The organism is Pseudomonas sp. Ors-4-3C (assembly GCF_055755035.1).
In genome coordinates, this window is the sequence record NZ_CM146900.1 from 4,433,040 (window position 1) to 4,458,468 (window position 25,429).

18 protein-coding genes, 2 pseudogenes and 1 riboswitch are annotated in these 25,429 nt (G+C 59.9%); of the genes and pseudogenes, 8 read left to right on the forward strand and 12 right to left on the reverse strand.

All coding sequences use genetic code 11. The features are described 5' to 3' along the window. Positions 1-7 precede the first annotated feature (7 nt). Positions 8-703 (reverse strand): YiaD family glycine zipper/OmpA-like lipoprotein, encoded by a 696-nt coding sequence (locus tag ACVHNU_RS19945; protein ID WP_473018159.1) that lies wholly within the window; start codon positions 701-703, stop codon positions 8-10. A 115-nt stretch (positions 704-818) separates the two neighbouring features. After that, a pseudogene (locus ACVHNU_RS19950) lies at positions 819-1,463 on the reverse strand (MBL fold metallo-hydrolase). Between the two features lie 215 nt (positions 1,464-1,678). On the opposite strand from ACVHNU_RS19950, the gene ACVHNU_RS19955 reads away from it, so the two are divergent. Then, positions 1,679-5,080, forward strand: coding sequence for a M10 family metallopeptidase C-terminal domain-containing protein (locus tag ACVHNU_RS19955; RefSeq protein ID WP_473018160.1), 3,402 nt, complete (start codon positions 1,679-1,681; stop codon positions 5,078-5,080). 95 nt (positions 5,081-5,175) lie between these two features. Here ACVHNU_RS19955 and ACVHNU_RS19960 read toward each other — a convergent pair whose 3' ends face one another. The 5 genes from ACVHNU_RS19960 to ACVHNU_RS19980 form a co-directional block, all read right to left on the reverse strand. Next, positions 5,176-7,908 (reverse strand): winged helix-turn-helix domain-containing protein, encoded by a 2,733-nt coding sequence (locus tag ACVHNU_RS19960; RefSeq protein ID WP_473018161.1) that lies wholly within the window; start codon positions 7,906-7,908, stop codon positions 5,176-5,178. 184 nt (positions 7,909-8,092) lie between these two features. After that, complete coding sequence (locus ACVHNU_RS19965) at positions 8,093-9,457, reverse strand: DUF1329 domain-containing protein (protein WP_003228077.1); 1,365 nt, start codon at positions 9,455-9,457, stop codon at positions 8,093-8,095. A 28-nt stretch (positions 9,458-9,485) separates the two neighbouring features. Continuing rightward, on the reverse strand, positions 9,486-11,375 hold the full coding sequence (locus ACVHNU_RS19970) for a DUF1302 domain-containing protein (RefSeq protein ID WP_473018162.1): 1,890 nt from the start codon (positions 11,373-11,375) through the stop codon (positions 9,486-9,488). 336 nt (positions 11,376-11,711) lie between these two features. Beyond that, positions 11,712-13,394 carry a fatty acid--CoA ligase gene (locus ACVHNU_RS19975; RefSeq protein WP_103522112.1) on the reverse strand — a complete coding sequence of 561 codons (1,683 nt, stop codon included), beginning with the start codon at positions 13,392-13,394 and terminating at the stop codon, positions 11,712-11,714. Positions 13,395-13,540: 146 nt separating this feature from the next. Beyond that, a complete protein-coding gene (locus ACVHNU_RS19980; RefSeq protein ID WP_473018163.1) occupies positions 13,541-14,725 on the reverse strand; it encodes an MFS transporter in 1,185 nt (394 codons plus the stop codon). A 99-nt stretch (positions 14,726-14,824) separates the two neighbouring features. Between ACVHNU_RS19980 and ACVHNU_RS19985 the strand changes: the two genes are divergently transcribed. Further along, positions 14,825-15,589, forward strand: a complete 765-nt coding sequence (locus ACVHNU_RS19985; protein WP_103485764.1) for an AraC family transcriptional regulator — start codon at positions 14,825-14,827, stop codon at positions 15,587-15,589. 127 nt (positions 15,590-15,716) lie between these two features. Here the strand turns inward: ACVHNU_RS19985 and ACVHNU_RS19990 are convergent, their stop codons facing one another. Next, positions 15,717-16,346 (reverse strand): LysE family translocator, encoded by a 630-nt coding sequence (locus tag ACVHNU_RS19990; RefSeq protein WP_003228086.1) that lies wholly within the window; start codon positions 16,344-16,346, stop codon positions 15,717-15,719. 273 nt (positions 16,347-16,619) lie between these two features. Between ACVHNU_RS19990 and ACVHNU_RS19995 the strand changes: the two genes are divergently transcribed. The 3 genes from ACVHNU_RS19995 (at position 16,620) to ACVHNU_RS20005 (ending at position 19,453) form a co-directional block, all read left to right on the forward strand. Continuing rightward, complete coding sequence (locus tag ACVHNU_RS19995; RefSeq protein WP_473018164.1) at positions 16,620-17,585, forward strand: 2-hydroxyacid dehydrogenase; 966 nt, start codon at positions 16,620-16,622, stop codon at positions 17,583-17,585. A 33-nt stretch (positions 17,586-17,618) separates the two neighbouring features. Further along, positions 17,619-18,617: a class I SAM-dependent methyltransferase gene (locus ACVHNU_RS20000; protein ID WP_003228088.1), complete on the forward strand. Its 999-nt coding sequence runs from the start codon at positions 17,619-17,621 to the stop codon at positions 18,615-18,617. Between the two features lie 39 nt (positions 18,618-18,656). Further along, positions 18,657-18,781: riboswitch (yybP-ykoY riboswitch) on the forward strand. Between the two features lie 87 nt (positions 18,782-18,868). Further along, entirely contained in the window at positions 18,869-19,453 is a 585-nt protein-coding gene (locus tag ACVHNU_RS20005; RefSeq protein ID WP_003228090.1) for a TMEM165/GDT1 family protein, read from the forward strand. Positions 19,454-19,635: 182 nt separating this feature from the next. On the opposite strand, the gene ACVHNU_RS20010 is transcribed toward ACVHNU_RS20005, so the two are convergent. Continuing rightward, complete coding sequence (locus ACVHNU_RS20010) at positions 19,636-20,454, reverse strand: M48 family metallopeptidase (protein WP_473018165.1); 819 nt, start codon at positions 20,452-20,454, stop codon at positions 19,636-19,638. Positions 20,455-21,806: 1,352 nt separating this feature from the next. Between ACVHNU_RS20010 and ACVHNU_RS20015 the strand changes: the two are divergent. Both ACVHNU_RS20015 and ACVHNU_RS20020 read left to right on the forward strand, forming a co-directional pair. Next, positions 21,807-22,004, forward strand: a pseudogene (locus ACVHNU_RS20015) (HAMP domain-containing protein); the annotation flags it as partial. A 111-nt stretch (positions 22,005-22,115) separates the two neighbouring features. Then, positions 22,116-22,859, forward strand: a complete 744-nt coding sequence (locus ACVHNU_RS20020) for a methyl-accepting chemotaxis protein (RefSeq protein WP_400498180.1) — start codon at positions 22,116-22,118, stop codon at positions 22,857-22,859. A gap of 105 nt (positions 22,860-22,964) precedes the next feature. Here ACVHNU_RS20020 and ACVHNU_RS20025 read toward each other — a convergent pair whose 3' ends face one another. From ACVHNU_RS20025 to ACVHNU_RS20035, 3 genes are read right to left on the reverse strand one after another with little or no spacing between them, the layout of a single operon-like run. Further along, positions 22,965-23,588 (reverse strand): SOS response-associated peptidase, encoded by a 624-nt coding sequence (locus tag ACVHNU_RS20025; protein WP_473018166.1) that lies wholly within the window; start codon positions 23,586-23,588, stop codon positions 22,965-22,967. A gap of 36 nt (positions 23,589-23,624) precedes the next feature. Continuing rightward, positions 23,625-23,885 carry a putative signal transducing protein gene (locus ACVHNU_RS20030; RefSeq protein WP_003228093.1) on the reverse strand — a complete coding sequence of 87 codons (261 nt, stop codon included), beginning with the start codon at positions 23,883-23,885 and terminating at the stop codon, positions 23,625-23,627. 10 nt (positions 23,886-23,895) lie between these two features. Continuing rightward, positions 23,896-24,078: a CPXCG motif-containing cysteine-rich protein gene (locus ACVHNU_RS20035; protein ID WP_020799766.1), complete on the reverse strand. Its 183-nt coding sequence runs from the start codon at positions 24,076-24,078 to the stop codon at positions 23,896-23,898. Between the two features lie 142 nt (positions 24,079-24,220). On the opposite strand from ACVHNU_RS20035, the gene ACVHNU_RS20040 reads away from it, so the two are divergent. After that, complete coding sequence (locus ACVHNU_RS20040; RefSeq protein WP_003228096.1) at positions 24,221-25,384, forward strand: 1-acyl-sn-glycerol-3-phosphate acyltransferase; 1,164 nt, start codon at positions 24,221-24,223, stop codon at positions 25,382-25,384. The last annotated feature ends 45 nt before the right edge of the window (positions 25,385-25,429 follow it).

Sequence of the window (25,429 nt, forward strand, 5' to 3'; positions counted from 1 at the left end):
AATCAAATTATTGATATTGCTGGCCCGGAATCGCTTTCAGGTTGACTTCTACTCGGCGGTTCTGCGCCCGGCCATTGACGTCGCCGTTGCTGGCAATCGGGTTATCCGGGCCGGCGCCGCGAGCCGACAGGTTGGCACCGCTAACGCCTTGCGAAGTCAGGTAGGTCGCCACGCTCTGCGCACGACGCTGGGACAGGTCCATATTGTGCTGACGGCTGCCGGTACTGTCGGTGTAGCCGACGATTTCGATCTGGTTCTGATTGAACTCTTTGAGCGAGCCGGCCAGATTGTTCAGCGGTTGGTAGAAGCTGGGGGCGATGTTCGCAGAGTCGGTGGCGAAAGTGATGTTGCCCGGCATGATCAGCTTGATCTGATCGCCCTGACGCTGCACCTCTACACCTGTGTTGGCCATGCTGGCGCGCAGTTTTTTCTCTTGTTGGTCGGCGTAGTAGCCGTAACCTGCCGCCGAAGCACCGACGACGGCAGCGCCGATCAATGCACCTTTACCGCGGTTGTTGTGGTCGATGGCGGCACCAGCCAACGCGCCGGCCAGTGCGCCGAGGCCACCGTACTTGGCAGTTCTGCTCACGCCCTGGGAGCCGCCGTCGGCCTGACCCTGATTGTCATACGGGTTGGGTGAGGCGCAGCCGGACAGCACGGCGACGGCAGTGGCGACAATAATCAAACGACGCGTGGTGAACATGGGAGCTCCTACTTTTTTGCATTCTGTGGTGCAACGGCCGTTTGGAAACGAACCATTACGGGCGTTAGATCATAACAATGCACAAAAATTCCGCCGTGTACTCGTGACAAAATGTTTACGCACGCACGAACGGGTTTTCGCGCATCTCGTCACCCAGACGCGTATCCGGACCGTGTCCAGCCACAACAATCGCGTCTTCGTCCAGTGTGTATAGCCGCTGCTTGATCGATCGCGTTATGGTCGCCTGATCTCCGCCCCACAAATCCGTGCGCCCTACTTCTCGCCGAAACAGTGTGTCGCCAGCGATCAACAGCTTAGCTTCAGAAAACCAAAAGCTCATGGAACCGGGTGTATGTCCGGGTGTATGCAAGGCCACGCCACAGCCACAGGCAAACTCTTCATCGTCACTCAGCCAGCGATCCGGTGATGGCACCGGTGTTTAGGGTACGCCGAACATCTTGCACTGCATTTCGAGGTTGTCCCACAGGAATTGATCCTCTTTATGCAGATGCAGGGTCGCACCGGTTTTCTCTTTCATCTGTCCGGAAGCCAGGAAATGGTCGAGATGAGCATGAGTGTGAATGATGCTGACCACTTTCAGACCCAAGACATCGAGACGGGCCATGATCAGGTCGGAGTTGCCGCCCGGGTCGATGACGACGGCTTTTTTTGTAACCGGATCGCCAATGATCGTGCAGTTGCACTGCAAAGGGCCGACTGGGAAAGTTTCGCGGACAAGGGCGGAGCCTTGGGTATTCATGAGGTTCCCGATAAGCGTCGACAGACGGTCACTAAAAACATAACGAATCTCTCAGGATTGTACGTTACGGGTCGATAAAGGGCATCAGGCGATAAATTGACGCCATAAAAAATCAAATTAATGGCCAATTGATGTCACCGCTCATTTTTTCGTGCAAAATCAAATTTTTGTAGCGACCGCATTACGGAAGGGTCGCAGCCCAACAGGAACCCCGTATGCCTTCTCCACTTGGTAACACCGATAGCCGCACCTCCTTCCTTACAGGCAACCCAGACGTCAACAGCCTGATTTCCGGGACACAATGGGCTCCATTCGGCTCGTCTCCGACTGTTGATCTGACTTACAGCATTATTGCTCCGCGCACTTCGTACTTTGCCAATGCCTACAGCTCGGTCAATGAGTACAACTCGGTATTTTCCCTCTCGAGTGGGCAGAAAACCGCGATTTCCAATGCACTCTCGACATGGAGCGCGGTTGCCAACGTCACCTTCACAATGGTCCGCGAAAGCGCTGCCAGTGTGGGCGATCTGCGGTTTGGCGGCTATTCGGGAATGGATAGTAAAACCGCCGCATGGGCATACCTTCCAGACAACACCCCTAAAGGTGGCGATGTATGGATCGGTCCGTCCACCGACGAACTCTTTCCGTCGAAGGGCTCTTACGACTATCTGACCTTCGTGCACGAAATCGGTCATGCCATCGGCCTCAAGCATCCGTTCTCGGCCGGCGCACTGAATCCGACGGTGATTCAGCCGCTGCTGGATGACGTCAAGTACACGGTCATGAGCTACAACGACAACTATTCGTACCAGCCAACAACGCCCATGGTTCTGGACATTTTGGCAATCCAGTCCCTTTACGGTGCAAACGGCCTCTGGCAGAACGGCAACACCACCTATAGCTGGGCACCCAATCAGCAGATTTTTGAAACAATCTGGGATGCGGGCGGCAACGACACCATTGACGCAAGCAATCAACTGGCTTCGGTGCGGATCAACCTCAATGAAGGCCAATACAGCCAGATTGGCCAAGCGTTCACCAATCTGACCACCAATACCGCTTTCAATGAAGGTCTGGGGATTGCGTATGGCGCCAAAATCGAAAACGCCGTAGGTTCGGATTTCGGTGACTGGCTGATCGGCAACGCACTGGACAATGTCCTTAATGGCCGAGGTGGTGCAGACACCATGGAAGGTGGCGCAGGCAACGATACTTACTACGTCGACAACGCCGGCGATGTCGTTATAGAGCGCGGTACTTCCTTGTCTGAAATCGATACGGTCATCTCTACCATCAGCTATACGCTGGGTGACAACGTCGAAAACTTGACCCTTCAAGGCGGCGCAGAAAACCTCAATGGCACGGGCAATGCCCTGAACAACACTCTGAGAGGCAACGCAGGCAACAACCTTTTGGATGGTGGCACGGGGGCCGACATCATGATCGGTGGGCTGGGCAACGATACCTATGTCGTTGACAGCCTCCTGGATACCGTGATTGAAACCAGCAACCTACCGACTGAAATCGATACCGTGCTCTCGGCAGTAAATTTCGCGTTGGGTGCCAACCTGGAAAATCTGACGCTTCTTGGCACTGCCGACATCAATGGCAACGGCAACTCGCAGAACAACGTTCTGATCGGCAACGCCGGTAACAATGTACTCAACGGTATGGGCGGCCTGGACACCATGATTGGTGGCGCAGGAAACGACATCTATATCCTGGATCAGGCAGGCGAGCTCGCACTGGTACAAGAGCAGGCCAATGAAGGCAACGATACGCTCTATATCAGCTACGTCGCTGGTGCAGGCACGACGGTCATCGACCTCAACCGCAACAACCTCCTGAACGTGGAAAACGTCACGCTCGATAATATCAACACCGGACCATTTACGGTGCTGGGCAATACATCGAACAACGTTTTGATCGGCAATATCGGCAATAACGTTCTGGACGGCGGTATCGGCGCCGACTATTTGGCTGGCGGTGCAGGCAACGACACTTACTATGTGGACAATATCGGCGATACCGTTGTCGAGACAGGATCTTCACTGACTGAAATCGATACGGTTCTGTCTACCATCAGCTACACCCTGGGCAACAACGTCGAAGTTCTAGCTCTGCTGGGTGCCGATAACCTCAACGGTACCGGTAATGCGCTGAATAACTATATGGTCGGTAACACCGGCGACAATATCCTCGATGGCGGTGCTGGAGCCGACACCATGATCGGCGGTTTCGGCAACGATACCTACATCGTGGATAACGCTTTGGATGTGGTTGTGGAAACCAGCAACGATCCAAACGAGATTGACACCGTTCGCACATCCGTCAGCTGGCAGCTTGGCGCCAACCTGGAAAACCTGACCCTGACCGGCAATTCCAATCTCAACGGCAACGGCAACGAGCTCAACAACGTGCTGATCGGCAATGCCGGCAACAACGTGCTCAACGGCATGGGCGGCCTTGACAGCATGATCGGCGGCGCCGGCAACGACACGTACGTACTTGACCAGTTTGGTGAGCTGGCACTGGTGCAGGAACAGACCAACGAAGGCACCGACACACTCTACATCGCCTACACCGCAGGTTTCGGCACCACCGTCATTGACCTCAACAGCACCAACCTGCTGAACGTCGAAAACGTCACGTTGGACCCCGCCAACACTAGCCCATTCAACATTCTCGGCAATGCCCAGAACAACACGCTGTTCGGCAACGCAGGCAATAACGTCCTCGATGGTGGTGCAGGTATCGACAACCTGATCGGGGGTACCGGTAACGACACCTACATAGTGGACAATCAATACGATGTGGTTCTGGAAACCAGTACCGATCCCAACGAAATCGATACCGTGCAATCCTCAGTGAGTTGGCAGCTGGGCGCCAATGTGGAGAATCTGATCCTGAGCGGCAGTGCCAACCTCAATGGCAATGGCAACGAGCTGAATAACGTGCTGATCGGCAATGCAGGCAACAACGTGCTCAACGGCATGGGCGGTCTGGATACCATGATCGGCGGCGCAGGTAACGACACGTATGTACTTGACCAGTTTGGTGAGCTGGCACGGGTGCAGGAACAGGCCAACGAGGGTACCGACACCCTCTACATCGCCTACACCGCAGGTTTCGGCACCACCGTCATTGATCTAAATAACAGTAATCTGCAGAACCTCGAAAATGTCACACTGGATCCTGGCAACACCAGCCCGTTCACCGTTCTCGGCAATGCTCTGAACAACAACTTGATCGGCAATGCCGGTAATAACGTGCTAAATGGCGGCGCTGGAACCGACACATTGACCGGCGGAGCCGGCGCTGACACCTTCGTGTTCTCGGCAGTCAATGAGATGGGCATCGGCGCCAACCGTGACGTCATCACCGACTTCAGCAGTGCGCAAGGCGACAAGATCGACCTGACGAAGTTTGATGCCAACTTGCTGACTGTTGGCTTCAACGGCTTCACCTTTATCGGTGCCAGCGACTTCAGCGGCGCAGGTCAAGTACGCTTCGTTGATCACATCCTGTCGGGTAACGTCAGCGGCAACGCCGGTGCGGACTTCGAGATCCAGCTGGTGGGTGTGAACAGTTTCAGCGCCAACGATCTGGTGGCCTGATACAACCGTAACCGACCTGTTCGCAGGTCGGGAACCCCAACAAAAACGCCCCGATTGGTTCGGGGCGTTTTTGTTGGGGTCGTCAAAACCAGTGGCTAGCTCAATACGCCCAGTTCCTTGGCCCGGGCCACGGCTTGAGTACGCCGCTCGACCCCCAACTTGCTGTTGATATGACTCGCATGGGTTTTCACGGTATGCAGCGAAATGAACAGTTGTTCGCTGATTTCCTGATTGGAACAGCCTTGAGCAATCAAGCGCAGCACCGCCAGCTCCCGGCTGCTGAGTTGTTCGGCAGCGGTGGACTCAACCACCGGACGAGTCGCCACCAGCGGAAAATGCGCCAGTAACGGCTGTCCTGCCAACGCCGGTGAGGCGTGCAATTGGCTGCGTAACCAGTCCGGATATTCTCTGATCAGCGCGTCAAACGGCTGTATCACGCCGCCAGCCGCCGCTTCCAGCGCCTGACTCAACGCCTTGCGCGCCTCCGGTTCGCGGCCAGTGCCCAGCAACAAGGCGACCTTCTGCGCCAGCGCCATGACACATAGCAACTGGCGTCCGGTTTGCTGACCGTTTTCCAGAAGCACGTTCAGTCGCCCTTCGGCGAGCATCGGCTGGCCCTTGATCACATCAAGCAACGCCTGCTGCAGTTCGACATGCAGCGGCAACTGAGGATGAAACTCCGGTGGCGCCGCTGCGCGTTCGCCGGTGTAGGTCTGCCCCAGACGTGCCAGCCAGGCTTCGGCCAGATCGGTACGGCCCTGCGCCAGCCACAGTTCGCATTTGACCAGGGTGATCATCGCCAGATAGTAGATCGGCGGCACGTCCCAGATGTGCATCAGGCGCTCGGCTTCAGCGAGTTCGGCGAAGGCCTTGGCAAACTCGCCGGCGCTGCCGTCCAGACGGGCGATCACGCAGTGACCGATCAATACGCTGATATCGCGGCAGGCCCGCGCTTCGGCCAGACCGCTCAGCAATCGGGCTCGGGCCTGCTGCGGTTGCAGGCGCATCGACAGCAGAAAACCTTCATACAGCGTCAGCCGCGCACGCACCGCGTACAGACGTTGCGCCGACAGCCCGCGCAGACGATCAAGGCCCTGATGCACCTCATCCAGGGCGCGCAGTATTTCCCCCCGCGATTGCAGGACCCGCGCCCGGTCGTAATGCGCCAAGGCTTCGAACAACGGATTGCCGACCCGCTGCGCCAGCTCAAGCGACTCGCGATTCAGGCCCCGCGCACGCCACAGGTCACCGTCGGCAATCGCCAGATTGGACAGGGTCGACAGGCACATCAGGCGCTGCCCGTAGCGCTTGGCCGGCAGGCTTTCCAGCGCTTCGCTGCAATACTCGATGGTCTGCTCGCGATGGCCTCGCCCGCGGGCGATGATGCCCTTGAGCGCCAGCCATTGGGCCAACATCGATTTCTGTGCGGTGGCCGAAGGTGCCGGCAGAAAACGGCTGAGATGACTGGCGAGTTCTTCGGCAGCATCAAGCTGACAGGCCAGCCCCAGCGCCCAGCTGTACAGCACGATCAAGCGTGGCGTGCTGATCAGCAGGCTGTCGGGCAAGTCCATTTTCCAGCGCAGCAGCATGCCGACGTTCTGCTCGGCGAGCAGTTGTTCCTCGGACAGGTTCTGCACCAGATTGGCCGCCACATCGAGATGCCCGGCGCGCAAGGCCTGTTCGACCGCTTCGTCGAGCAGGCCTTGCGCATTGAACCAGCGACAGGCGCGCAGGTGTAACGTCGCGGCGGGCACCAACGGTCGAGCAACGGGCCGGCTGCGCAGCAGATCGGAAAACAAATGGTGATAGCGATACCAGTGACCGTGTTCGTCCAACGGCACCAGAAACACTTGATGAGCCAACAGAAACCGCAGGATTTCGGCACTGTCGTGGGCTTCGCGCACCGCGTCGCACAGCTCGCTGCAAAAGCGCTCTTGAGGGGCGGTGTCGTAGAGAAACGCCTGCACCTCGGCGGGCAGGCAGTCGATGACTTCTTCCAGCAGGTAGTCGCGAATCAGCCCTTCCCCGCCGTTCAGCGCTTGCGGCAACGCGGCCTCGCTACCGGCTTCGGATGCCGCCAGCAACCAGAAACGCAGCCCGGCCACCCAACCCTCGCTGCGCTGGATCAGGTTTTCCAGCGCCTCGCCGCGCAGGGAACTGCTGTGCCGATCAAGCAGGGTCAGGGCTTCGTCATGGGTCAGGCGCAGATCCTGTTCATGCAGTTCCAGCAGTTGCCGCGACAGGCGCAGGCGCGCCAGATGCCAGTCCGGGCGCTGGCGACTGGTGACCATGACCAGTAAGCCATCGGGCAAATGATTGAGGAAAAACTGCAGGCAGCGATCAAGCACCGGGCCTTGGGCGAGATGATAATCATCGAGCACCAGCAGCAACGGCGCGGTGGGTTGCAGTTGCAGCGCCAACTCGTCGAGCAAGCCGTCGAGCCATTCTTCGAAGGCAAACGGCTGATGGCGCTGGCGCATCTTCAACAGGCCGAGCGCGCGACTGCCCAGATCCGGAAAGTAATCCTGCAGCCCTTCCAGCAAGCGCTCTAGAAAGCGCCCCGGATCGTTATCCCGCGGGCTCAATCCCAGCCACAGGCTTTGCCAGTGCGCCGGCAGGCTTTGACAGAACTCCACCGCCAGCGAGCTCTTGCCGAAGCCGGCGGGGGCGCAAACCAGCAACAGACGTCCACCGAGCCCGGCGCTCAGGCGTTCACACAGACGCGGTCGCAACACATAGCCGTCGGGCAGTGGCGGACGAAAAAAACGTCCGTCCAGTGTCGCGACGGCAACGCTTGCAGGACCCGGAAGCGGGGACAGATCAGTCATGGCCGGCTCTTGTTTGAATGGCTGTTGGCGGCGTAGCAGATGTCCGCAGCCTAGCCTTAAACGTAGCGGTTATGAAGGTTGCTGCTACAAATGGCTACAAAAAGGTTCAGCCAATTACGCCGGGCAAAAAAACGCCCCGAACCAGTCGGGGCGTTTTTTCGAGGATGCGGCCTCGGGTCAAAGCTTAGCGGATACCGTCCTGGCCCAGGTTGCCTGGCTGGAATTCGCTCTTGGTGGCAGAGAACCCGAAGTCATACGCCTGCTTCTCTTCGTTCTTCATGCCCAGTGCCAGGTAGCGACCCGATTGCAGGTCGTACAGGGCTTCCAGCGCGTACCACGGCACTTGCTTGTCGTAGTAGTCCTCGGCATGCGCCTCGGCCACACGCCACAGCTGACCGCGACCGTCGTAGTGGTCGATGACCGCTGCCTGCCAGGTGTCTTCGTCGATGTAGAAGTCACGTTTGGCATAAATGTGGCGCTGACCCGGTTTCAGGGTGGCGACCACGTGCCAGACACGACGCAACTCGTAACGGGTCAGGTCCTGGTTGATGTGACCGGCCTTGATGATGTCGGTGTACTTCAGGTTTGGCGAATCGATCTTGTAGCTGTTGGAGGCAATATAGATCTCTTTCTTGCCATCCAGCGCCCAGTCGTAGCGATCCGGTGCACCGTTGTACATGTCGAGGTTGTCGGAAGTACGCAGACCGTCCGCCGCAGTACCCGGGCCGTCATAGGACACTTGTGGCGCCTGACGGACACGGCGCTGGCCAGTGGCATAGACCCAGGCCTTGCGCGGTTCTTTCACCTGATCGAGGGTTTCATGCACCAGCAGCACGGTACCGGCCAGACGTGCCGGCGCGGTCACTTTCTGCTTGAAGTAGAACAGGATGTTGCCAGGGTTGGCCGGATCGTAGTCCTTCATCTTGTCGCGGAACACGAACTGGTCCTGGAAGTACACCAGGCTGAACGAGCCGTTGGTTTGCGGAGTCGCCTGGGTCACCAGACGGGTCACGCTGCCACCGCGATAGCGAGTGATGTGGTTCCAGATCACCTCCAGACCGCTTTTAGGAATCGGGAACGGCACGGCGGTGTCGAAGTTTTCCAGACCGTTGCCGCCGGCGACCAGATTGGTGGTCGTGGCGTTCTTCTTGATCGCGGCGAATACGCTATCCGGCACGGTCGAACCACGATGGGACGGATACACCGGCATCTTGAAGGTGTCCGGGTAACGTTTGAACATCGCGTACTGGCCTGGAGCAAGCTTGGCCTTGTACTGCTCGACGTTCTGCGCGGTGATGGTAAACAGTGGTTTTTCACCGGCGTACGGGTCTGACAGGAAGCCCTTGCTGTCGACCGTGCCGGCATTCTTCGGCAGCGGTTTCCAGGCCGGGATCGAACCGTCGGCGTTGCCGGCCATTTCGGCGCCCATGGGTGTCAGGCTTTTGCCGAGCTTGTCGGCTTCGGCAGCAGGCACTGCCGCCATGACGCCGGTCGCCAGCAGCGAAAGCCCCAGAACACCCGCGTGGAACAGACTCTTTGTTATTTTCATATGTGTGTTCGTCCTGAAAAAACTGTGCTTAGAAGTTCACGCCAACGCTGAGTGCAACGAAGTCGCGATCATCCACCGTGCTGTAGCGACCACCAAAGAAGTTGGTGTAGTTCAGACTCGCGGTGTAGGTGTTCTGATATTCGGCATCCAGCCCGAGGCTGACGGCCTTGCGACCTTCCTCGAAGTTGCCGCCAGGGCCAGGCGAGTAACCTTTGACGTCATGGGACCAGGCCACGTTCGGCTTGAGGTTCACGCCGGCGAACACGTCGCTGTAATCCCAGATTGCCCGACCGCGATAGCCCCACGAGGTCGCTGTGGTGAAACCGTCGTTGTTGCAGTTGCTGGCCACGTTGCTGTTAGAAGCCCCTGCCCCGGCACCGTTGATGGTGGAGGTGTTGAGGATCTGCGAGCAGGTGTTGAGGCCGCCGGTCGACGGCAGTTCACCCGGACCGAACACCGGATCGCGGCCGTAACGGGCTTCGGATTTGCTTTCCAGACCACCGACGTGGGTCACGCCGACTTCACCCACCAGGGTCAGCCGGTTGGCGCCCATCACCTGATCGAAGAAGTGCGTCAGGGTGGTTTGCAGTTGGGTGATTTCCTTACGGTTGTAACCGTGCAGATCCTGGCCCGGCACGCCGTTGAGGATCGACGCATTGGTCAACGCGCCACCCAGCGGACGTACGCCGGCGAACAGAATGTCGGTGGAGTTCAACTGCACCGGCGCATTCGGCCGATAGCTGACCTCACCGCTCCACGCCGTACCGGTAGGCAGGGTAGTGGAGAAGCTCAAACCGTAGAGGCGGATGTCTTCAGGGTATTCGATGAAGTATTCCGAGTTGCCTGCCACCACCAGCGGACCCAGTGCCTGGAACGGCCCTGGCAATGCCTTGACGCCGTTATAGATCGACTGTGGCGCACCGGTGGCGCTGAAGATCGGCGCACGGCTGTGGTAGTTCATGAAGTAGGCGCCGAACTCGGTGGCCAGCGGGTCGAACATGTACTTGGCGGAAACACCCCATTGCCCGCTGTCACGTGCGTTGCGGTTAGGCGAACGGCGCACCAGCACACCTTCTTCGTTGACGTCGACGCCAGCGTTGGCCAACGGCCCGAGCGCAATACCCGGAATGGTCGAACGCTTGTTCAGCACCCGCAGGTTGTCGTCGCAACCAGTGGTAACGATGTCCGGCTGCGAGAAGAACGTGCCGCAGTTGTCGGTCACGGTCTTCTGCCAGTCGATCTGGTAGAAACCTTCGGCCGAGAGGTTTTCGGTGATGCTCTGGGACACGTAGAACATGTTGACCGGAATCAGGCCTTCCTTGATCTCGGCACCCGGACGGCGGAACGCGGACACGTCGATCGGGTTGATCGAGTTGATGCCGCCGCCGATGAAGGTACTTTCACCCCAGTTCACCACCTGCTTGCCCAGACGTACCGAACCCGGCTCATCGGCAATCGAGTAGTTGTGGTAGACGAAGGCGTCGAGGATCTGCCCGCCGGAAGAACGCGCTGCGACGTCGCGGTTGTGGTTGCTGACGTCCTTGTATTCCAGGTCCTGATTCTGCAGCGCGAAGTCGTACCAGTATTTGCCCCGGACGAAGACCCCGGTGTCACCGTATTTCAATTCGAGATCATGGATACCCTTGAAGATCTTCGAGAAGGCTTGCCCGCTCTTGAAGTTCAAGTGACCGTCGTCGGAGGTCTGGGACAAGCCCTTGCCGCCGTTGTTGACACCAATAAGATCCTTGTTCGGCTGCTGGGTCGAAACACTCATGCCCAGGGAGAGCGAGGAATCGAACTGGCCTTCGATTTCACCGACGTTGAAACTGACGCCGAATGCGGGCCCGGCGAGCGTAGAGGCAAGACTGACGGCCAGAGGCAGTTTAGCCCGGCGCCAGAACTGGTTTACTGATGTCATCGACGCTACTCCATGTGCATTATTGTTATGGCAGTGAGTACTTTTAAAAACGCCTGGAAGACCGGGAGCCAGTAGCCACCCGACGTCACTCCAAAATTGCATCGCCCCGTTTGTGCGTGTGCCCCGTTCTTAAAAATCCTTGAGCGGACTATAGCCAGCAGGTGCTACTGCTTGATCCCTCTAAAGTGTGATTTGCAGCTGCCGGCCACTCTGGAACAGTCCTTTCGCCAGTCCGACAGATGTCGGCCCGGCAAGGATGGCTGATTTTTTCGATTTCACAAGCCAAGCGCTTGCTTGGTGGGTCTGGCGCGCCGTTTTCGGCGCGCCAGCAGACGCTCAGAGCGTCGAGAGGAAGGTGCTGTTGTTGGCCTGCCATTCGGTGATGTCGAGGCGGATGCGCTTCTTGTCGAGTTTGCCGACACTGGTCTTGGGAATTTCCGTAACAAGGGCGATCTGGCTCGGAATCGCCCACTTGCTCAGGTGCCCCAGCTCCACGAATGGCTTGAGGTGTTCCTTGAGTTCGCGCGCGCCGATCTCGTGCCCTTCGCGGATCACCAGCAGGGCAAACGGCCGCTCGCCCCACTGCGGATCGGCAATCCCCACCACGGCTACTTCACGCACCGCCACATGACGGCTGATCAGGTCTTCGAGGTCCAGCGAAGAGATCCACTCGCCGCCGGTCTTGATCACGTCCTTGATGCGGTCGCGGATGTCGATCACGCCCATGCTATCGAGCGTTGCCACATCCCCGGTGTGCAGCCAGCCACCGGCCCAGAGTTCGGCGCCCTTCTGTGGTTCGTTGAAATAGCCTTCGGTCAGCCACGGCGCGCGCAGCACCAGTTCGCCCTGAGTCTCGCCGTCGGCGGGGAGGAAGTTGCCGTCACCATCGACGATCGCCGCTTCCACCAGCGGCCCCGGCACACCGGCCTTGATCCGGTAAGTGGTGCGCTCATCTTCGGTGCCAGCCATGAGTTCGTCGTTCAGATGCGCACACGAGACCAATGGCCCGGTCTCGGACATGCCGTACGCCGCCGTGAGCTGAATGCCTCGGGCCTTGGCGGTCTCATACAGCGTGCGATTGAGCGCACTGCCACCGATGACAATCTTCCAGCCACCGAAATCCGTGCCTTGCGCGCCTTTGGCGTTGAGCAGCATTTGCAGGATGGTCGGCACGCAGTGGGAGAACGTGACCTTCTCCTTGCGCCACAGCTCGACCAGAAACTCCGGATCGTAACGCCCCGGGTAAACCTGTTTGAGCCCGAGCATGGTCGCCACGTACGGCAGGCCCCAGGCATGCACATGGAACATCGGGGTGATCGGCATATACACATCGTTGGTGCCGAGCAGGCGCACGCTGTCGATCGCGCCCATGATCGTCGACACGCCCATGGTGTGCAGCACCAGTTGCCGATGGGTGAAGTACACACCTTTCGGGTTACCGGTGGTGCCAGTGGTGTAGAAGGTGGTGGCGACCGAGTTCTCGTCGAAGTCCTGGAAATCGTACTGCGGGCTCGCAGCGGCCAGCAGTTGCTCGTACTCGCCGACCAGATTCGGCAGCTCGGCGGTCTTTTCCGGCAGATCGGTGAGCAGCAGGGTTTTCTTTACCGTGGTCAGGTGCGGCGCGATGGCCTGATACAGCCCGACGAACTCGCTGTTGACCAGCACGAAGCGATCCTCGGCGTGGTTCATGGTGTAGAGGATCTGTTCCGGCGACAGGCGCACGTTGATCGTGTGGATCACCGCGCCGATCATTGGAATAGCAAACATGCACTCGAGGTAGCGATGGCTGTCCCAGTCCATCACCGCCACGGTGTCACCCGCCTTCACCCCCGCCGCCGTCAACACATTGGCCAGCCGCGCAACCCGCTCGATCAGAGTCGGATAGCTGTAACGCAACTGGTCTCGGTAAATGATCTCGCGGGTTTTCTCGTAACGGGCGCCGGACATCAGCAGCCGTTTGATCAGCAATGGATACTGGTAGGCCCCATCGGCCGGGGGAATGACGCGAGTCTGCAACATATGAATCCCTTTTCTGGCTGCACGGTGTTGGCGTAGAGAGCGTTACTCTAGAGCCGTTATACCCCAGTCAAATCAGCCGAAGGAATGATTTGCACAGCCGTACAAATGCTAGCTTTGAGCCAGCATTTGCCGGTATTCAGCCCCACTCAGGCGGCTTGTCCTACAGCCGCTTCGGAAGGTGTGCGTGGGAAAGCTACGGCAGCGAGGAAGGTCAACGCGCCAAAACCCGCCAGAATCAGGTAAAGCCCGACGAAACCATGGCGCGGCTCGACGTAGGAAATCAGCGGAATCGCCGTTGCGCTGGCGCCGAACGACAGGCAGTAACGCAGGGCGAACACCCGGGATTGCCACTGCGGTGCAACGAAATTGGCGACCATCGAGTCGTTCACCGTGACTTGGCCGAACACCACGAACATGAACGCCGCTCCAAGCACGATCACCGCCCAGCCATCGACCTGGGCCATGCCGTATAACAGCGGTGCCTGAAACAGCGTGAGCACCAGAAACGGCCATTTCAGACTGACCCGATGCAGCACCTGCCCGATGCTCAACTGCGCCACCGCGCCGAAGGCATACGCCAGGCTGACCACCACGCCAAGGGTTTGCGGCGAGGCGAACAGGTCATGCAAACGCTCCTGAAACAGCTTCGGATAGGTCATGGTGGTGGCGTTGAACACCACACCGCCGGTGGCCGTCGCCAGCGCCAGCACACCGAACACCATGAGCATCGAAATCTTCTGACCGGCAGCGCCTTTCAGCACGGTGTGCGGACGCTGCGGGATCGGCTCTTCACGCACCTGCAGGGCAAAACCGATACCCAGCACAATCGCCACCACGCCCGGTAACACAAAGGCCGAGCGCCAGCCGAATTGCGCCACTAGCAACCCGGTGATCAGCGCTGAAAACGCCACGCCGAGGTTGCCCCACATGCCGTTGATGCCGATTTCCCGGCCACGGTTCTGCGCGTAGGCCACCAGCATCGCGGTACCCACCGGGTGGTAGATCGCCGCGAAAATGCCGATCAGGGTCAGCCCGATCACCAGCATCGTCGGGCTGCTGCTCAACCCGGTGAAGATCGCCGAGGCGCCGATGCCGAAGAAAAACACCAGCATCATCTGCCGCCGGCTCCAGTGATCACCCAGCCAGCCGGCCGGCAGCGAACAGGCACCGAAGGCAATGAAGCCACCCAGTGACAGGCCGATCAGCGCGGCGTAGTCGAGGCCGAAGGCCTGGGTCATGCCGAGCACGGCGGCGGGAAAAATCAGCATGAACATGTGATCAATCACATGGGCAGCGTTGACGTAGCGTATGACGTTTCGGGATTGATTCATGGCAGCACGCTTGAGTGTGTTGTGGGCGGATTGTTATGAGCGGCCTATGCTAAGTTGGCGAAAAAGCGCATATCTGCCATTCAGGTCATCAAACCCGACATGTTGATCAGCCATTTCGAACACGGCCCGGTGAGTGCCTATCCCCGGGATTATCTGGACGGTGCCCACCAGCCGCTGCACCTGCACCGCGAGGCGCAGTTGCTGTATGCCGTCAGAGGGATCATGCGGGTGGTCACCGATCTTGGTGCCTGGGTGATTCCGCCGAGCCGCGCGGTGTGGATTCCGCCGCAGGTCGCGCACGAGATTTTCATGTCCGGCGATGTGCAGATGCGCTCACTGTTCATCGCCCCCGAACTGTCACCGGCCAGCCTGCAACAGTGCTGCGTGCTGGCGGTGACGCCGCTGTTGCGCGAGTTGATCCTGCGCGCCGTGCAGGGCCCGCCGCATGCTGACAATCCGTTGATCCAGCAGTTGATGCTGGAAGAACTGGCCGGCCTGGAAAACCTGCCGCTGCACATTCCGATGCCCACCGACCGGCGCCTGCAAAACATCTGCCTGGCCTTGCTGCACACCCCCGATCACCCCAACACCCTGGAAGACTGGGCGCAGCAGGTCGGCGCCAGCTCACGCACTCTGGCGCGGCTGTTCCAGCGACAACTGAAGATGAGTTTCAACGCCTGGCGCCAGCAACTGCGCCTGATGGAAGCCCTGCCGCGCCTGCTCGCCGGGGACAGCGTACAAAGCGTGGCACGGGACTTGGGCTACGGCAGCGCGCGGGCGTTCAGCGCGATGTTTCGCCGTTTGCTTGGAGAAAATCCCCGGGAGTACCTGAACACCCTGAGCAAGCTCAGCCAACTCGTGTAGGAATTCCCCATCTCCCCTGTGGGAGCGAGCTTGCTCGCGAAAGCAATCTTCCAGTCACCTGTGATATCGACTGATCCGACGCCTTCGCGAGCAAGCTCGCTCCCACAGTTTGATCGGGTTTCAGCTCTTAGTGCATCTCGGTGAAGGCGAGTTTCACGCCGATCGCGATCAGCACTGCGCCCATGGTGCGGTCGAACCAGTGGCCCATGCGGGCAAAACCGGCGCGCACGCGCTGCTGACTGAACAGCATCGCCACCAGGCAAAACCAGACAGCCGTCGCGACCGCCAGATAAACCCCGTAACCGGCCTGCACCGCCAGCGGCGTGTGCGGGTTGATCACCACGGTGAACAGGGAGAGGAAGAACAGCGTGGCTTTCGGGTTCAGGCCGTTGGTGACGAAGCCCGAAGTGAAGGCGCCGCGCGCGGTGCGCACGCCGGCTTCCTTGTGCAAGTCATCGGTGACGGTTTTCGCCGGCTGCGCGCGCAAAGCCTTGAAGCCGATGTACAGCAGGTACGCCGCTGCAGCCCATTTCAAGGCGTTGAACAGCACGATCGACTGCGACACGATCAGGCCGATGCCCAGCAGCGAATAGCCCACGTGCAGGAAAATCGCCGTGCCCACACCCAGCGCGGTCCAGGTGCCGGCGCGACGCCCATGGGTCACGCTCTCGCGCACCACCACGGCAAAGTCCGGGCCGGGGCTGGCCACGGCCAACAGGTGGATCAGTGCAACGGTCAAGAACTCGGTCCAGTACATGGGGGCTCCTCTTTAATGAGTAAAAACAATTCATCAACTGGCTCAAACCCTGTGGCGAGGGAGCTTGCTCCCGCTCGGCTGCGCAGCAGTCGTAAAACCTGAAACACCGGTGTGCCTGACACAGTACGGTGAATGGGTTTGGGTCTGCTTCGCAGCCCAGCGGGAGCAAGCTCCCTCGCCACAGGGTATTGCGGGCGCTGTGCGTAACCATTTGTTTCATCTGGTAGGCTCGGCAGATTACGCCTTCCGTTCCAAGCACAAAAGGTACAGTTGATGACGAACCCGCGCCGCGCCGTATTCCTCGATCACCCGTCACTGGATCTCGGCGATCTCGACCTCAGCCCGTTGCGCGCCTGCTTCAGCGATCTGCAACTGTTCGCCCAGACCTTGCCTGAACAGGTCAGCGAGCGCCTGCACGGTGCCAGCGTGGCGATCACCAACAAGATCCGCATCGACGCCGCCGCGATGGCCGCCAACCCGGATCTGCAACTGATCCTGATCACCGCCACCGGCACCAACAACGTCGATCTGGACGCGGCCCGCGCCCATGGCATCACCGTGTGCAACTGTCAGGGTTACGGCACGCCGTCGGTGGCGCAGCACACGATCATGTTGCTGCTCAACCTCGCCACCCGCCTGGCGGATTATCAGAAAGCCGTCGGCGAGGGTCGCTGGCAGCAGGCCAGACAGTTCTGCCTGCTCGACTACCCGATTGTCGAACTGGAAGGCAAAACCCTCGGTCTGCTCGGTCACGGTGAACTCGGCGGCGCGGTCGCGCGCCTGGCCGAAGCATTCGGCATGCGTGTATTGCTCGGACAGATTCCGGGCCGCCCGGCGCGCCCGGATCGTCTGCCACTGGACGAACTGCTGCCGCAGATCGACGCCCTGACCCTGCACTGCCCGCTCAACGAACACACCCGGCACTTCATCGGCGCCCGCGAGCTGGCATCGATGAAACCCGGCGCCTTTGTGGTCAACACTGCGCGCGGCGGATTGATCGATGAACAGGCCCTGGCGGACGCCTTGCGCAACGGTCACCTCGGCGGCGCGGCCACCGATGTGCTCAGCGTCGAACCGCCGGTCAACGGCAATCCGCTACTTGCGGCCGATATTCCGCGGCTGATCGTCACCCCGCACAACGCCTGGGGCAGTCGCGAAGCGCGGCAGCGTATCGTCGGCCAATTGACCGAAAACGCTCAGGCGTTCTTCAGCGGTACAGCGCTGCGGGTCGTCAGTTGATAAACTGCGACACTTTTTTTCCAAGGAGCAGTTATGGATCCGCGCAGTGAAGTACTGCTTCGTCAGGCCGAGTTATTCCAGGGTTCGCTGTTGCTGGCCGGTTTGCCTGCCGACGATTTGCTCGGGCGCCTACCCAATGCGTTCGGCTGGTGCTGGCATGCCGGCGATCAAGCGGCACTCGATGCGCGCTTCGAAGGTCGCAGCCATTTCGGTGTGAATGTGCCGGAGCGCGAATTCGACAGCGCCGTGGTGTTTCTGCCCAAGTCCAAGGATCTGACCGATTACATCCTCAATGCCGTGGCCGCACGTCTGCCCGGGCGCGAGGTGTTTCTGGTCGGGGAAAAACGCAGCGGTATCGAGGGTGCGTCCAAGCAGCTCAACCCGTTCGGCAAGCCGCGCAAACTCGACAGCGCCCGTCACTGCCAACTGTGGCAAGTCACCGTGGCCAATGCACCCGAAGCCAAATCGCTGGAAAGCCTGGCGCAGACTTATGAGTTGCCACTGGCCGAAGGCCCGTTGAAAGTCATCAGTCTGCCGGGCGTGTTCAGCCATGGTCGACTGGACCGCGGCAGCGCCCTGCTGCTGGAGCATCTGGACAAATTGCCGAGCGGTCACCTGCTGGACTTCGGTTGCGGCGCCGGGGTGTTGGGCGCGGCGGTCAAACGGCGTTACCCGCACAATCAGGTGACCCTGCTCGACGTCGATGCCTTCGCCGCCGCCAGCAGTCGCCTGACATTGGCGGCCAACGGTCTGGAAGCCGAGGTGCTGACCGGTGACGGCATCGACGCTGCACCGATGGGTTTGAACGCGATTCTGAGCAATCCGCCGTTCCATGTCGGCGTGCACACCGATTATTTCGCTACCGAGAACTTGCTGCGAAAAGCGGCCAAACATCTGAAAAACGGTGGCGAACTGCGCCTGGTTGCGAACAGCTTCCTGAAGTATCAGCCACTGATCGAAGAGCATCTGGGCGTGTGTGCGATCAAGGCCGAAGGCAATGGTTTCCGGATTTACCGGGCCAAGCGCGGCTGAAAATTAGCACTTGCCGAATGGATTCTGCCTAGGCAGAATCCGCTCCGTCCTAGGGGAGTAGTCTCCCACGAGCGCCAAGCTCGTCCGGCATACGTCAACATACTTGATCCTCAGATCATGGCGTATGCGACCCAAGCGTCCGCACCAGACGGATCGCAGGGTTTGACAAGACCTATGACACGCACACCTTACCCGGGGCGGGAAGGCTGTACGTGTCATAGCCGTGTCGACCCGCCCCTTAGGAAATCCTGATGCTGGACTCGTTACTCGTTCCCACCGCAATCGTTGCCTTGGCCGAAATCGGCGACAAGACGCAACTGCTCGCGCTGATTCTCGCCGCTCGCTTTCGCAAACCCTGGCCGATCATTGCCGGTATTGTCGCTGCGACCCTGGCCAACCACGCAGCAGCCGGTGCGGTAGGCGCCTGGTTCGGCAGCTTCTTCTCAGACTCGGTCCTGCACTGGATTCTTGCCGCGAGCTTTACCGCCACTGCGCTGTGGACGTTGGTCCCGGACAAGATGGACGACGATGAAGCCAGCACCGCACGCAAGTTCGGCCCCTTCCTGACCACGCTGATCGCGTTCTTCCTCGCGGAAATCGGCGACAAGACGCAGATCGCCACCGTGATGCTGGCGGCGCAATATCCGGAGCTGTGGCTGGTGATCATCGGCACCACGGCGGGCATGCTGATTGCCAACGTGCCGGTGGTATTGGCGGGTAATTTTGCTGCGGAGAAATTGCCGCTGACCCTGATTCGTCGCCTGGCCGCTTCGGCGTTCTTCATTCTGGCGATCGTTGCGGTGTACAAGGCGATGCAGAGCAGTGGCTGGATTTAACCCCTGAGCCTTTCACATCATTGTGGCGAGGGAGCTTGCTCCCGCTGGGCTGCGAAGCAGCCCTGATACTGCCAATGCGATCAAACATGAACACCGCATTGGCAGGGTTTGCGACGGCTGCGCCGCCGAGCGGGAGCAAGCTCCCTCGCCACAAAATCAAGTTCGCCTTGCCTTGGTGCTGATCAGGATTTAGGGGCTTTTTCGTACAGCGGCATGACTTTTGGAATCGCCGCCTGCAGCGAGGCGATCCGGCTGGACGAGGCCGGGTGGGTGCTCATGAATTCCGGCGGTGCGCCTTCCGAGGCCTTGCTCATCTTGTCCCACAGGGTGATCGCCGCGTTCGGGTTGTAGCCGGCGCGAGCGGCCAGCTCCAGACCGATCAGGTCGGCTTCGTTTTCATTGCCGCGGCTGTTGGGCAAGGTCATGCCGTATTTGGCCACGGCGTCGGCCAGCGCCAGGCTGTCCTGCCCCAGACCGAACAACGCACCGGCACCCTGCTTGGCCATCTGAATCGCGTAGGCCTTGGACATCGCTTCACGTCCGTGCTCGCGCAGGGCGTGGGCGATTTCATGGCCCATGACTGCGGCGATTTCATCGTCGGTCAGCTTCAGGCTGTCGATCAGCCCGGTGTAGACAATGATCTTGCCGCCAGGGCCGCAGTTGGCGTTGAGCTCATCACTCTTGATCAGGTTGACCTCCCACTGCCATTGCGCGGCATCGGGGCGGAAGGTCGGCGCCTGGGCAATCAGCCGGTTGGCAATCGCCTGAACCCGCTTGGCCTCCGGGCTGGTCTTGTCCAAAACACCTTTGCTGGACGCTTCGCCAACGGTCTTCTGATAGGACTGGGCATACATCTGGTCGACCTCTTGCGAGGACAGCAGGCTGGACATGTACTGCTTGCGCTCGACGCCCACCGCGCCGCCGCTGGTGGTGTTGACCGACTGACAACCTGCCAGCAACAGCGCTGCGCTCAGTGCACTTACAACCAATGTCTTGTTCATTCAAAAGCTCCCTGAAAACATGCCGCGTATCGTAGGGGGTCAATTGTATCGACGCCAGATACAACAGACGCGTTGCATGCACTTTCAGAAATTGGCCGCCGCCCCTGTAGGAAAAAATTCATACGCCTGCGCAAGCCCTGCACAGCTGCGCCGCACACTGATCCATTTGCGACATCTGCCGCGCATTGCTTCGCACCGCCCTCATGGCCCAATGCCTGCTGCCGATACAACAGCGCAGACGTCCTCTTGCGTGCGGAGCTCCCATGAAGTTCAAGTCGATCCAGTTTTCCGTCGCCGCCCTGGCCGGCGCCATCGTGCTCAGCGTGGTCGCCGCGCTGGTGCTGTACGCGCTGTTTTCCGGTGCCCGCACCCAGGACATGGTGCAACAGCGCACCCAGGCGCAGTTCGAACAGGTCATCGAACAACGCCTGACCTCGCTGGCGCAGACTCAGGTCAGCCAGATCCAGCGCGAACTCGAAGCACCGCTGCTGATTGCCGGCGGACTGGTGCGGGTCAACGCGCTGCTCGGCACGCCGGGCGCCGACGGCCAGCCGCGACTGACCATCAGCCGCGAGCAACTGATCAGCCTGATCAAGGAGAACGTCGAGCAGAACCCGAAAATTCTCGGCACCTACATCGGCTGGGAAAAAAACGCCCTGGACCACAATGACGCGGCCTACGTCGGCACCCGCGTGGTCGGTATCGACGCGGCCAACGGACGCTTCCTGCCCTGGTGGTTCCGCAATGACGACGGCACCCTGGGCCTGGACAAACTGGCGGACGTCGACGACCAGAAAGTCCTGTCCACTGGCGTACGGGCCAGCGAGTACTACCTGTGCTCGAAAGAGAGCAAGAAATCCTGCGTGATCGATCCGGCGCCGTACAAGGTCGGCGACAAGATCGTCATGCTCGCCTCCTTTATTGAACCGATCATGCTCAACGGCGCATTCCAGGGCATCGTCGGCGCCGACCTGTCGGTGAACTTCATCCAGGAAATGCTCCTCGGTGCCAACCAGAAACTGTACAGCGGCGCCGGACAAATGGCCCTGATCGGCGGCAACGGCCGGATCGTCGCCTACACCAAGGACCCGAGCAAATTCGGCGAGAAAGTCAGCGACATCCTCGATGCCGAGCAGATCGCCAACATGGCCAATCTCAAGCGCGGCGAAGTCACCTACTCGGTGAACAAAGACAAGGGCCGCATCGAACTGTACCTGCCGTTCGGCATCGGCCAGACCGACGCGCGCTGGACGCTGATGCTGCAATTGCCGTTGAACGCGGTGATGGCCGATCTGCAAAAACTCCAGGCCGATCTCGATGCACAGCGCAAATCCGACACCTTTGGCATGGCCATGGTTGGCCTGATCATTGCGGCCATCGGTCTGCTGGTGATCTGGCTGGTGGGTCACGGCATCGCCCGACCACTGAAGCAGATGGTCGCCATGCTGGATGACATTGCCAAAGGTGAAGGCGATCTGACCCGTCGTTTGAGCAGTGATCGCAGTGATGAACTGGGCTCGATTGCCAAGGGCTTCAACACCTTCCTCGCCAAGTTGCAGGCGATGATCACGCAGGTGGTGACGTCGGTGCAGAGCGTCAGCGATTCCTCCGAGCACACTGCCGACATCGCGATTCGCACCAACATCGGCATTCAGAAACAAATGGCCGAGATCGATCAGGTCGCCACCGCGGTGCAGGAAATGACCGCCACTGCGCAGGACGTGGCGCGCAACGCTACCCAAGCGGCTCAGGCAGCGAGCCATGCGGATCAGGCCGCCGGTCAGGGCATGCAGATCGTCCGTGATACGTCGAACTCGATTGGTGCGCTGGCGCTGGAAATCGGCAAAGCGGTGGACGTGGTGCAGACGCTGGCCAAAGACAGCGAGAACATCAACGCGATCCTCACCGCGATTCGCGGAATCGCCGAGCAGACCAACCTGCTGGCGCTGAACGCGGCGATCGAAGCGGCGCGGGCCGGCGAGCAGGGTCGCGGCTTTGCCGTGGTGGCGGACGAGGTGCGCAATCTGGCGCAGAAGACCCAGAAGGCCACCGAAGAAATCCAGACCATGATTCAGCAACTGCAACAGGGCACCCGCGATGTGGTGCGGGTCATGGAGGACAGCCAGAACCGCACCGACGAAAGCGTGCAGCACGCGGCGAAAGCGGCCGAGGCGCTGGAGACGATTACTCAGGCGGTGTCGGTGATCAATGACATGAACACGCAGATTGCCAGTGCGGCGGAAGAACAGAGCGCAGTGGCCGATGACATCAACCGCAACGTGATCAATATCGGTCAGGTGGCGAATGAAGTCGCGGGCGGTGCGGATGAGTCGAGTTCGGCAAGTGCCGGCCTGACTAAATTGGCGGAGCAGCAGCGGCGGTTGATCAATCAGTTCAAGGTCTGATCCAAAGGCCCCTTCGCGAGCAAGCCCGCTCCCACAGTAATTTTGCGGCGTTCACAAAACCTGTGGGAGCGGGCTTGCTCGCGAAGAGGGCGGCACAGCATCAAATCAACCCGGAGTCAGGCACTCCGGCCCATTGAGCTTCGGATCATTGATCAGATTCGCCAACACCCGCTCGCGCAACGCCGTCGGTTCACTGGCAAGCAAGCCCTGCAGCACATGCAGCGGCGTCGCAGGATCGAGCCATGCCGCCTGCCCTGCCTCATCGAGAATCAACGGTCGGCGCTGACTGGCCGCCGGCTGAGTGATGACGGCGGTGCTCAGCCACACCTGCTCCTGCACCGGATAGGCTTCCCAGATCGCCGCGAAAAACAGCGACGAACCCTCCCCCGGCGTCAGCCAGTACGGGCGCTTGCGCAGATTGCCGCGCCATTCGTAGAAACCGTTGGCCGGCAACAGACAACGACGCAGGCGCAGCGCCTCGCGGAACATCGGTTGCTCGGCGACGGTTTCGGCCCGGGCATGCGCCGGGGTACGCGACAGATCGGTCAGCCACGGCGGCGTCAGGCCCCAACGGGCGCGGGCCAGGGTGCGTTGGCCGTCGGCCTCGGCACGCAGCATCAACACCGAATCATTGGGGGAAATGTTCCACTGCGCCTGCTGATCGGCGGGAAATCCGGGCAGGGCCGCGAAATCGCGGTTCCAGCGAAACAGGGCATAACGTCCACACATGGCGCAACACGACTCAAAAATAAAACGAACGTCAGCCTAACAGACCAGCGTCCCGGGGAAGCTCTCCGGTTCATCGCCGGGCAGCGGCAGCGCGGCATTGTACGCGGTGATCAGTTCGCGGGCGTATTCGGCCTGGTCGTTTTCGACCGACAGGCCGAGCAGGCCGAAAATCGGCAATTCCCCGGTGCCGCCGAGCAGATCCCGGCCCACCAGGTGCGCCTCGATGCCCTCGCTGGCGAGCATGCCCTTGAGCATCTCGCCTTCCATCAGGTTTTCCGGCTCGTAGATTCGCTGCATGGGCGCCCCCTCATTCGTTTTCGCTGAAGACTTCCAGAAACCAATCTTCGCCATGCACCTGCAAGACAAACGTGATCGGTCGACAACACACCTGACAGTCCTCGATGTAGGTCTGATCGCCTCCGGACAAGTCCACTGTCGTCTCGACCTCTTCACCACAATACGGACATTCATACAGTGCGCTTTCCAGCATCGCGGTCTCCCAGGTGACTTGTGCGTATAATCGCCGGTCTATTTGCAGGGCTATTTTTGTCTGGCTACCTTTTCAGACCGTGCCCCGTTGGTTTTCGATCAAAACCTTTACTTACCCTAGCCGTTTCCAACAAGAGAGCATGATGGGCGAATTCGATGCCATCCGACCTTACGACGACAGCGAAGTACCTGCGGTACTGGCAAGACTGCTCGGCGACAAGGCGTTTCTAGATATCCTCACCCACTTCCGCTTCCCGCGTTTTGCCGGTGCCTTCGGCTGGATGCTCAAACCACTTATAGCCCATCGGCTGCGTCGTGAGTTTGCCGACGTGACCTCCGTGGCCACTTTGCAGGACAAAGTCGAGTTTTACGTCGACCACACCATCGAGCGCGCTACTGATGGCGTGACCTACACCGGTGTCGAGCAATTCAAGTCCGGCAGCGCCTACCTGTTTATCGCCAACCACCGCGACATCGTGATGGACCCGGCCTTCGTCAACTATGCCGTGTACCACGCCGGCCTGCCGACCCCGCGCATCGCGATCGGTGACAACCTGCTGCAAAAGCCTTTTGTCAGCGACCTGATGCGCCTGAACAAGAGCTTCATCGTGCACCGCTCGATCACCGGGCGCCGCGAGAAGATGGCGGCGTATCAGTTGCTGTCGGCGTACATTAACCACTCGATCCGCAACGACTGCGCGTCGATCTGGATCGCTCAGGCCGAGGGCCGGGCGAAGGATGGTGACGACCGCACCGAGTCGGCGATCCTCAAGATGTTCCACATGAGCCGCAAGGACGAGCCGTTCGGCGAAGTGATTCAGTCGCTGAACCTGACCCCGGTGTCGATCAGCTACGAATACGACCCATGCGATCAGGCCAAGGCCCGCGAGTTGTACATCCGCGCCACCACCGGCACCTACACCAAGGCACCGGGCGAGGATGACGTGAGCATCGCCAAGGGCATCACCGGCTACAAGGGCCGGGTACACGTGAACTTCGCCGCGCCGATCACCGAGCTGTTCGAAGACACCAAGCAATTGGCGGTCGAGATGGACAAGCAGATTCTCGGCGGTTATCGCCTGTTCCCGGTGCATTACCTGGCGTATGCGATGTGGGCCGATGCCGATCCGCAACTGAACGTGCCGAAGGCCGCCGAGGTGTTCCCGGCGGATGAACTGGCCAAGGCGCAGGAAGAATGGCAGCGCCGGCTGGACGCCTGCCCTGAGGAGCACCGTCCGTATCTGGTGCTGCAATATGCGACGCCGGTGCGTAATCAGTACCGCGTAAAAGCCGGGTTGCCGTTGTAAGCGCTTTCCACTCGACGCAAAAACGGCGCCCTCGGGGCGCCGTTT

What these genes read in the sequence shown, in the direction of transcription:
- ACVHNU_RS19945 (WP_473018159.1), bottom strand. Translation starts at nt 703, where the DNA reads ATGTTCACCACGCGTCGTTTGATTATTGTCGCCACTGCCGTCGCCGTG.
- ACVHNU_RS19955 (WP_473018160.1), top strand. Translation starts at nt 1,679, where the DNA reads ATGCCTTCTCCACTTGGTAACACCGATAGCCGCACCTCCTTCCTTACA.
- ACVHNU_RS19960 (WP_473018161.1), bottom strand. Translation starts at nt 7,908, where the DNA reads ATGACTGATCTGTCCCCGCTTCCGGGTCCTGCAAGCGTTGCCGTCGCG.
- ACVHNU_RS19965 (WP_003228077.1), bottom strand. Translation starts at nt 9,457, where the DNA reads ATGAAAATAACAAAGAGTCTGTTCCACGCGGGTGTTCTGGGGCTTTCG.
- ACVHNU_RS19970 (WP_473018162.1), bottom strand. Translation starts at nt 11,375, where the DNA reads ATGACATCAGTAAACCAGTTCTGGCGCCGGGCTAAACTGCCTCTGGCC.
- ACVHNU_RS19975 (WP_103522112.1), bottom strand. Translation starts at nt 13,394, where the DNA reads ATGTTGCAGACTCGCGTCATTCCCCCGGCCGATGGGGCCTACCAGTAT.
- ACVHNU_RS19980 (WP_473018163.1), bottom strand. Translation starts at nt 14,725, where the DNA reads ATGAATCAATCCCGAAACGTCATACGCTACGTCAACGCTGCCCATGTG.
- ACVHNU_RS19985 (WP_103485764.1), top strand. Translation starts at nt 14,825, where the DNA reads ATGTTGATCAGCCATTTCGAACACGGCCCGGTGAGTGCCTATCCCCGG.
- ACVHNU_RS19990 (WP_003228086.1), bottom strand. Translation starts at nt 16,346, where the DNA reads ATGTACTGGACCGAGTTCTTGACCGTTGCACTGATCCACCTGTTGGCC.
- ACVHNU_RS19995 (WP_473018164.1), top strand. Translation starts at nt 16,620, where the DNA reads ATGACGAACCCGCGCCGCGCCGTATTCCTCGATCACCCGTCACTGGAT.
- ACVHNU_RS20000 (WP_003228088.1), top strand. Translation starts at nt 17,619, where the DNA reads ATGGATCCGCGCAGTGAAGTACTGCTTCGTCAGGCCGAGTTATTCCAG.
- ACVHNU_RS20005 (WP_003228090.1), top strand. Translation starts at nt 18,869, where the DNA reads ATGCTGGACTCGTTACTCGTTCCCACCGCAATCGTTGCCTTGGCCGAA.
- ACVHNU_RS20010 (WP_473018165.1), bottom strand. Translation starts at nt 20,454, where the DNA reads ATGAACAAGACATTGGTTGTAAGTGCACTGAGCGCAGCGCTGTTGCTG.
- ACVHNU_RS20020 (WP_400498180.1), top strand. Translation starts at nt 22,116, where the DNA reads ATGGCCGAGATCGATCAGGTCGCCACCGCGGTGCAGGAAATGACCGCC.
- ACVHNU_RS20025 (WP_473018166.1), bottom strand. Translation starts at nt 23,588, where the DNA reads ATGTGTGGACGTTATGCCCTGTTTCGCTGGAACCGCGATTTCGCGGCC.
- ACVHNU_RS20030 (WP_003228093.1), bottom strand. Translation starts at nt 23,885, where the DNA reads ATGCAGCGAATCTACGAGCCGGAAAACCTGATGGAAGGCGAGATGCTC.
- ACVHNU_RS20035 (WP_020799766.1), bottom strand. Translation starts at nt 24,078, where the DNA reads ATGCTGGAAAGCGCACTGTATGAATGTCCGTATTGTGGTGAAGAGGTC.
- ACVHNU_RS20040 (WP_003228096.1), top strand. Translation starts at nt 24,221, where the DNA reads ATGGGCGAATTCGATGCCATCCGACCTTACGACGACAGCGAAGTACCT.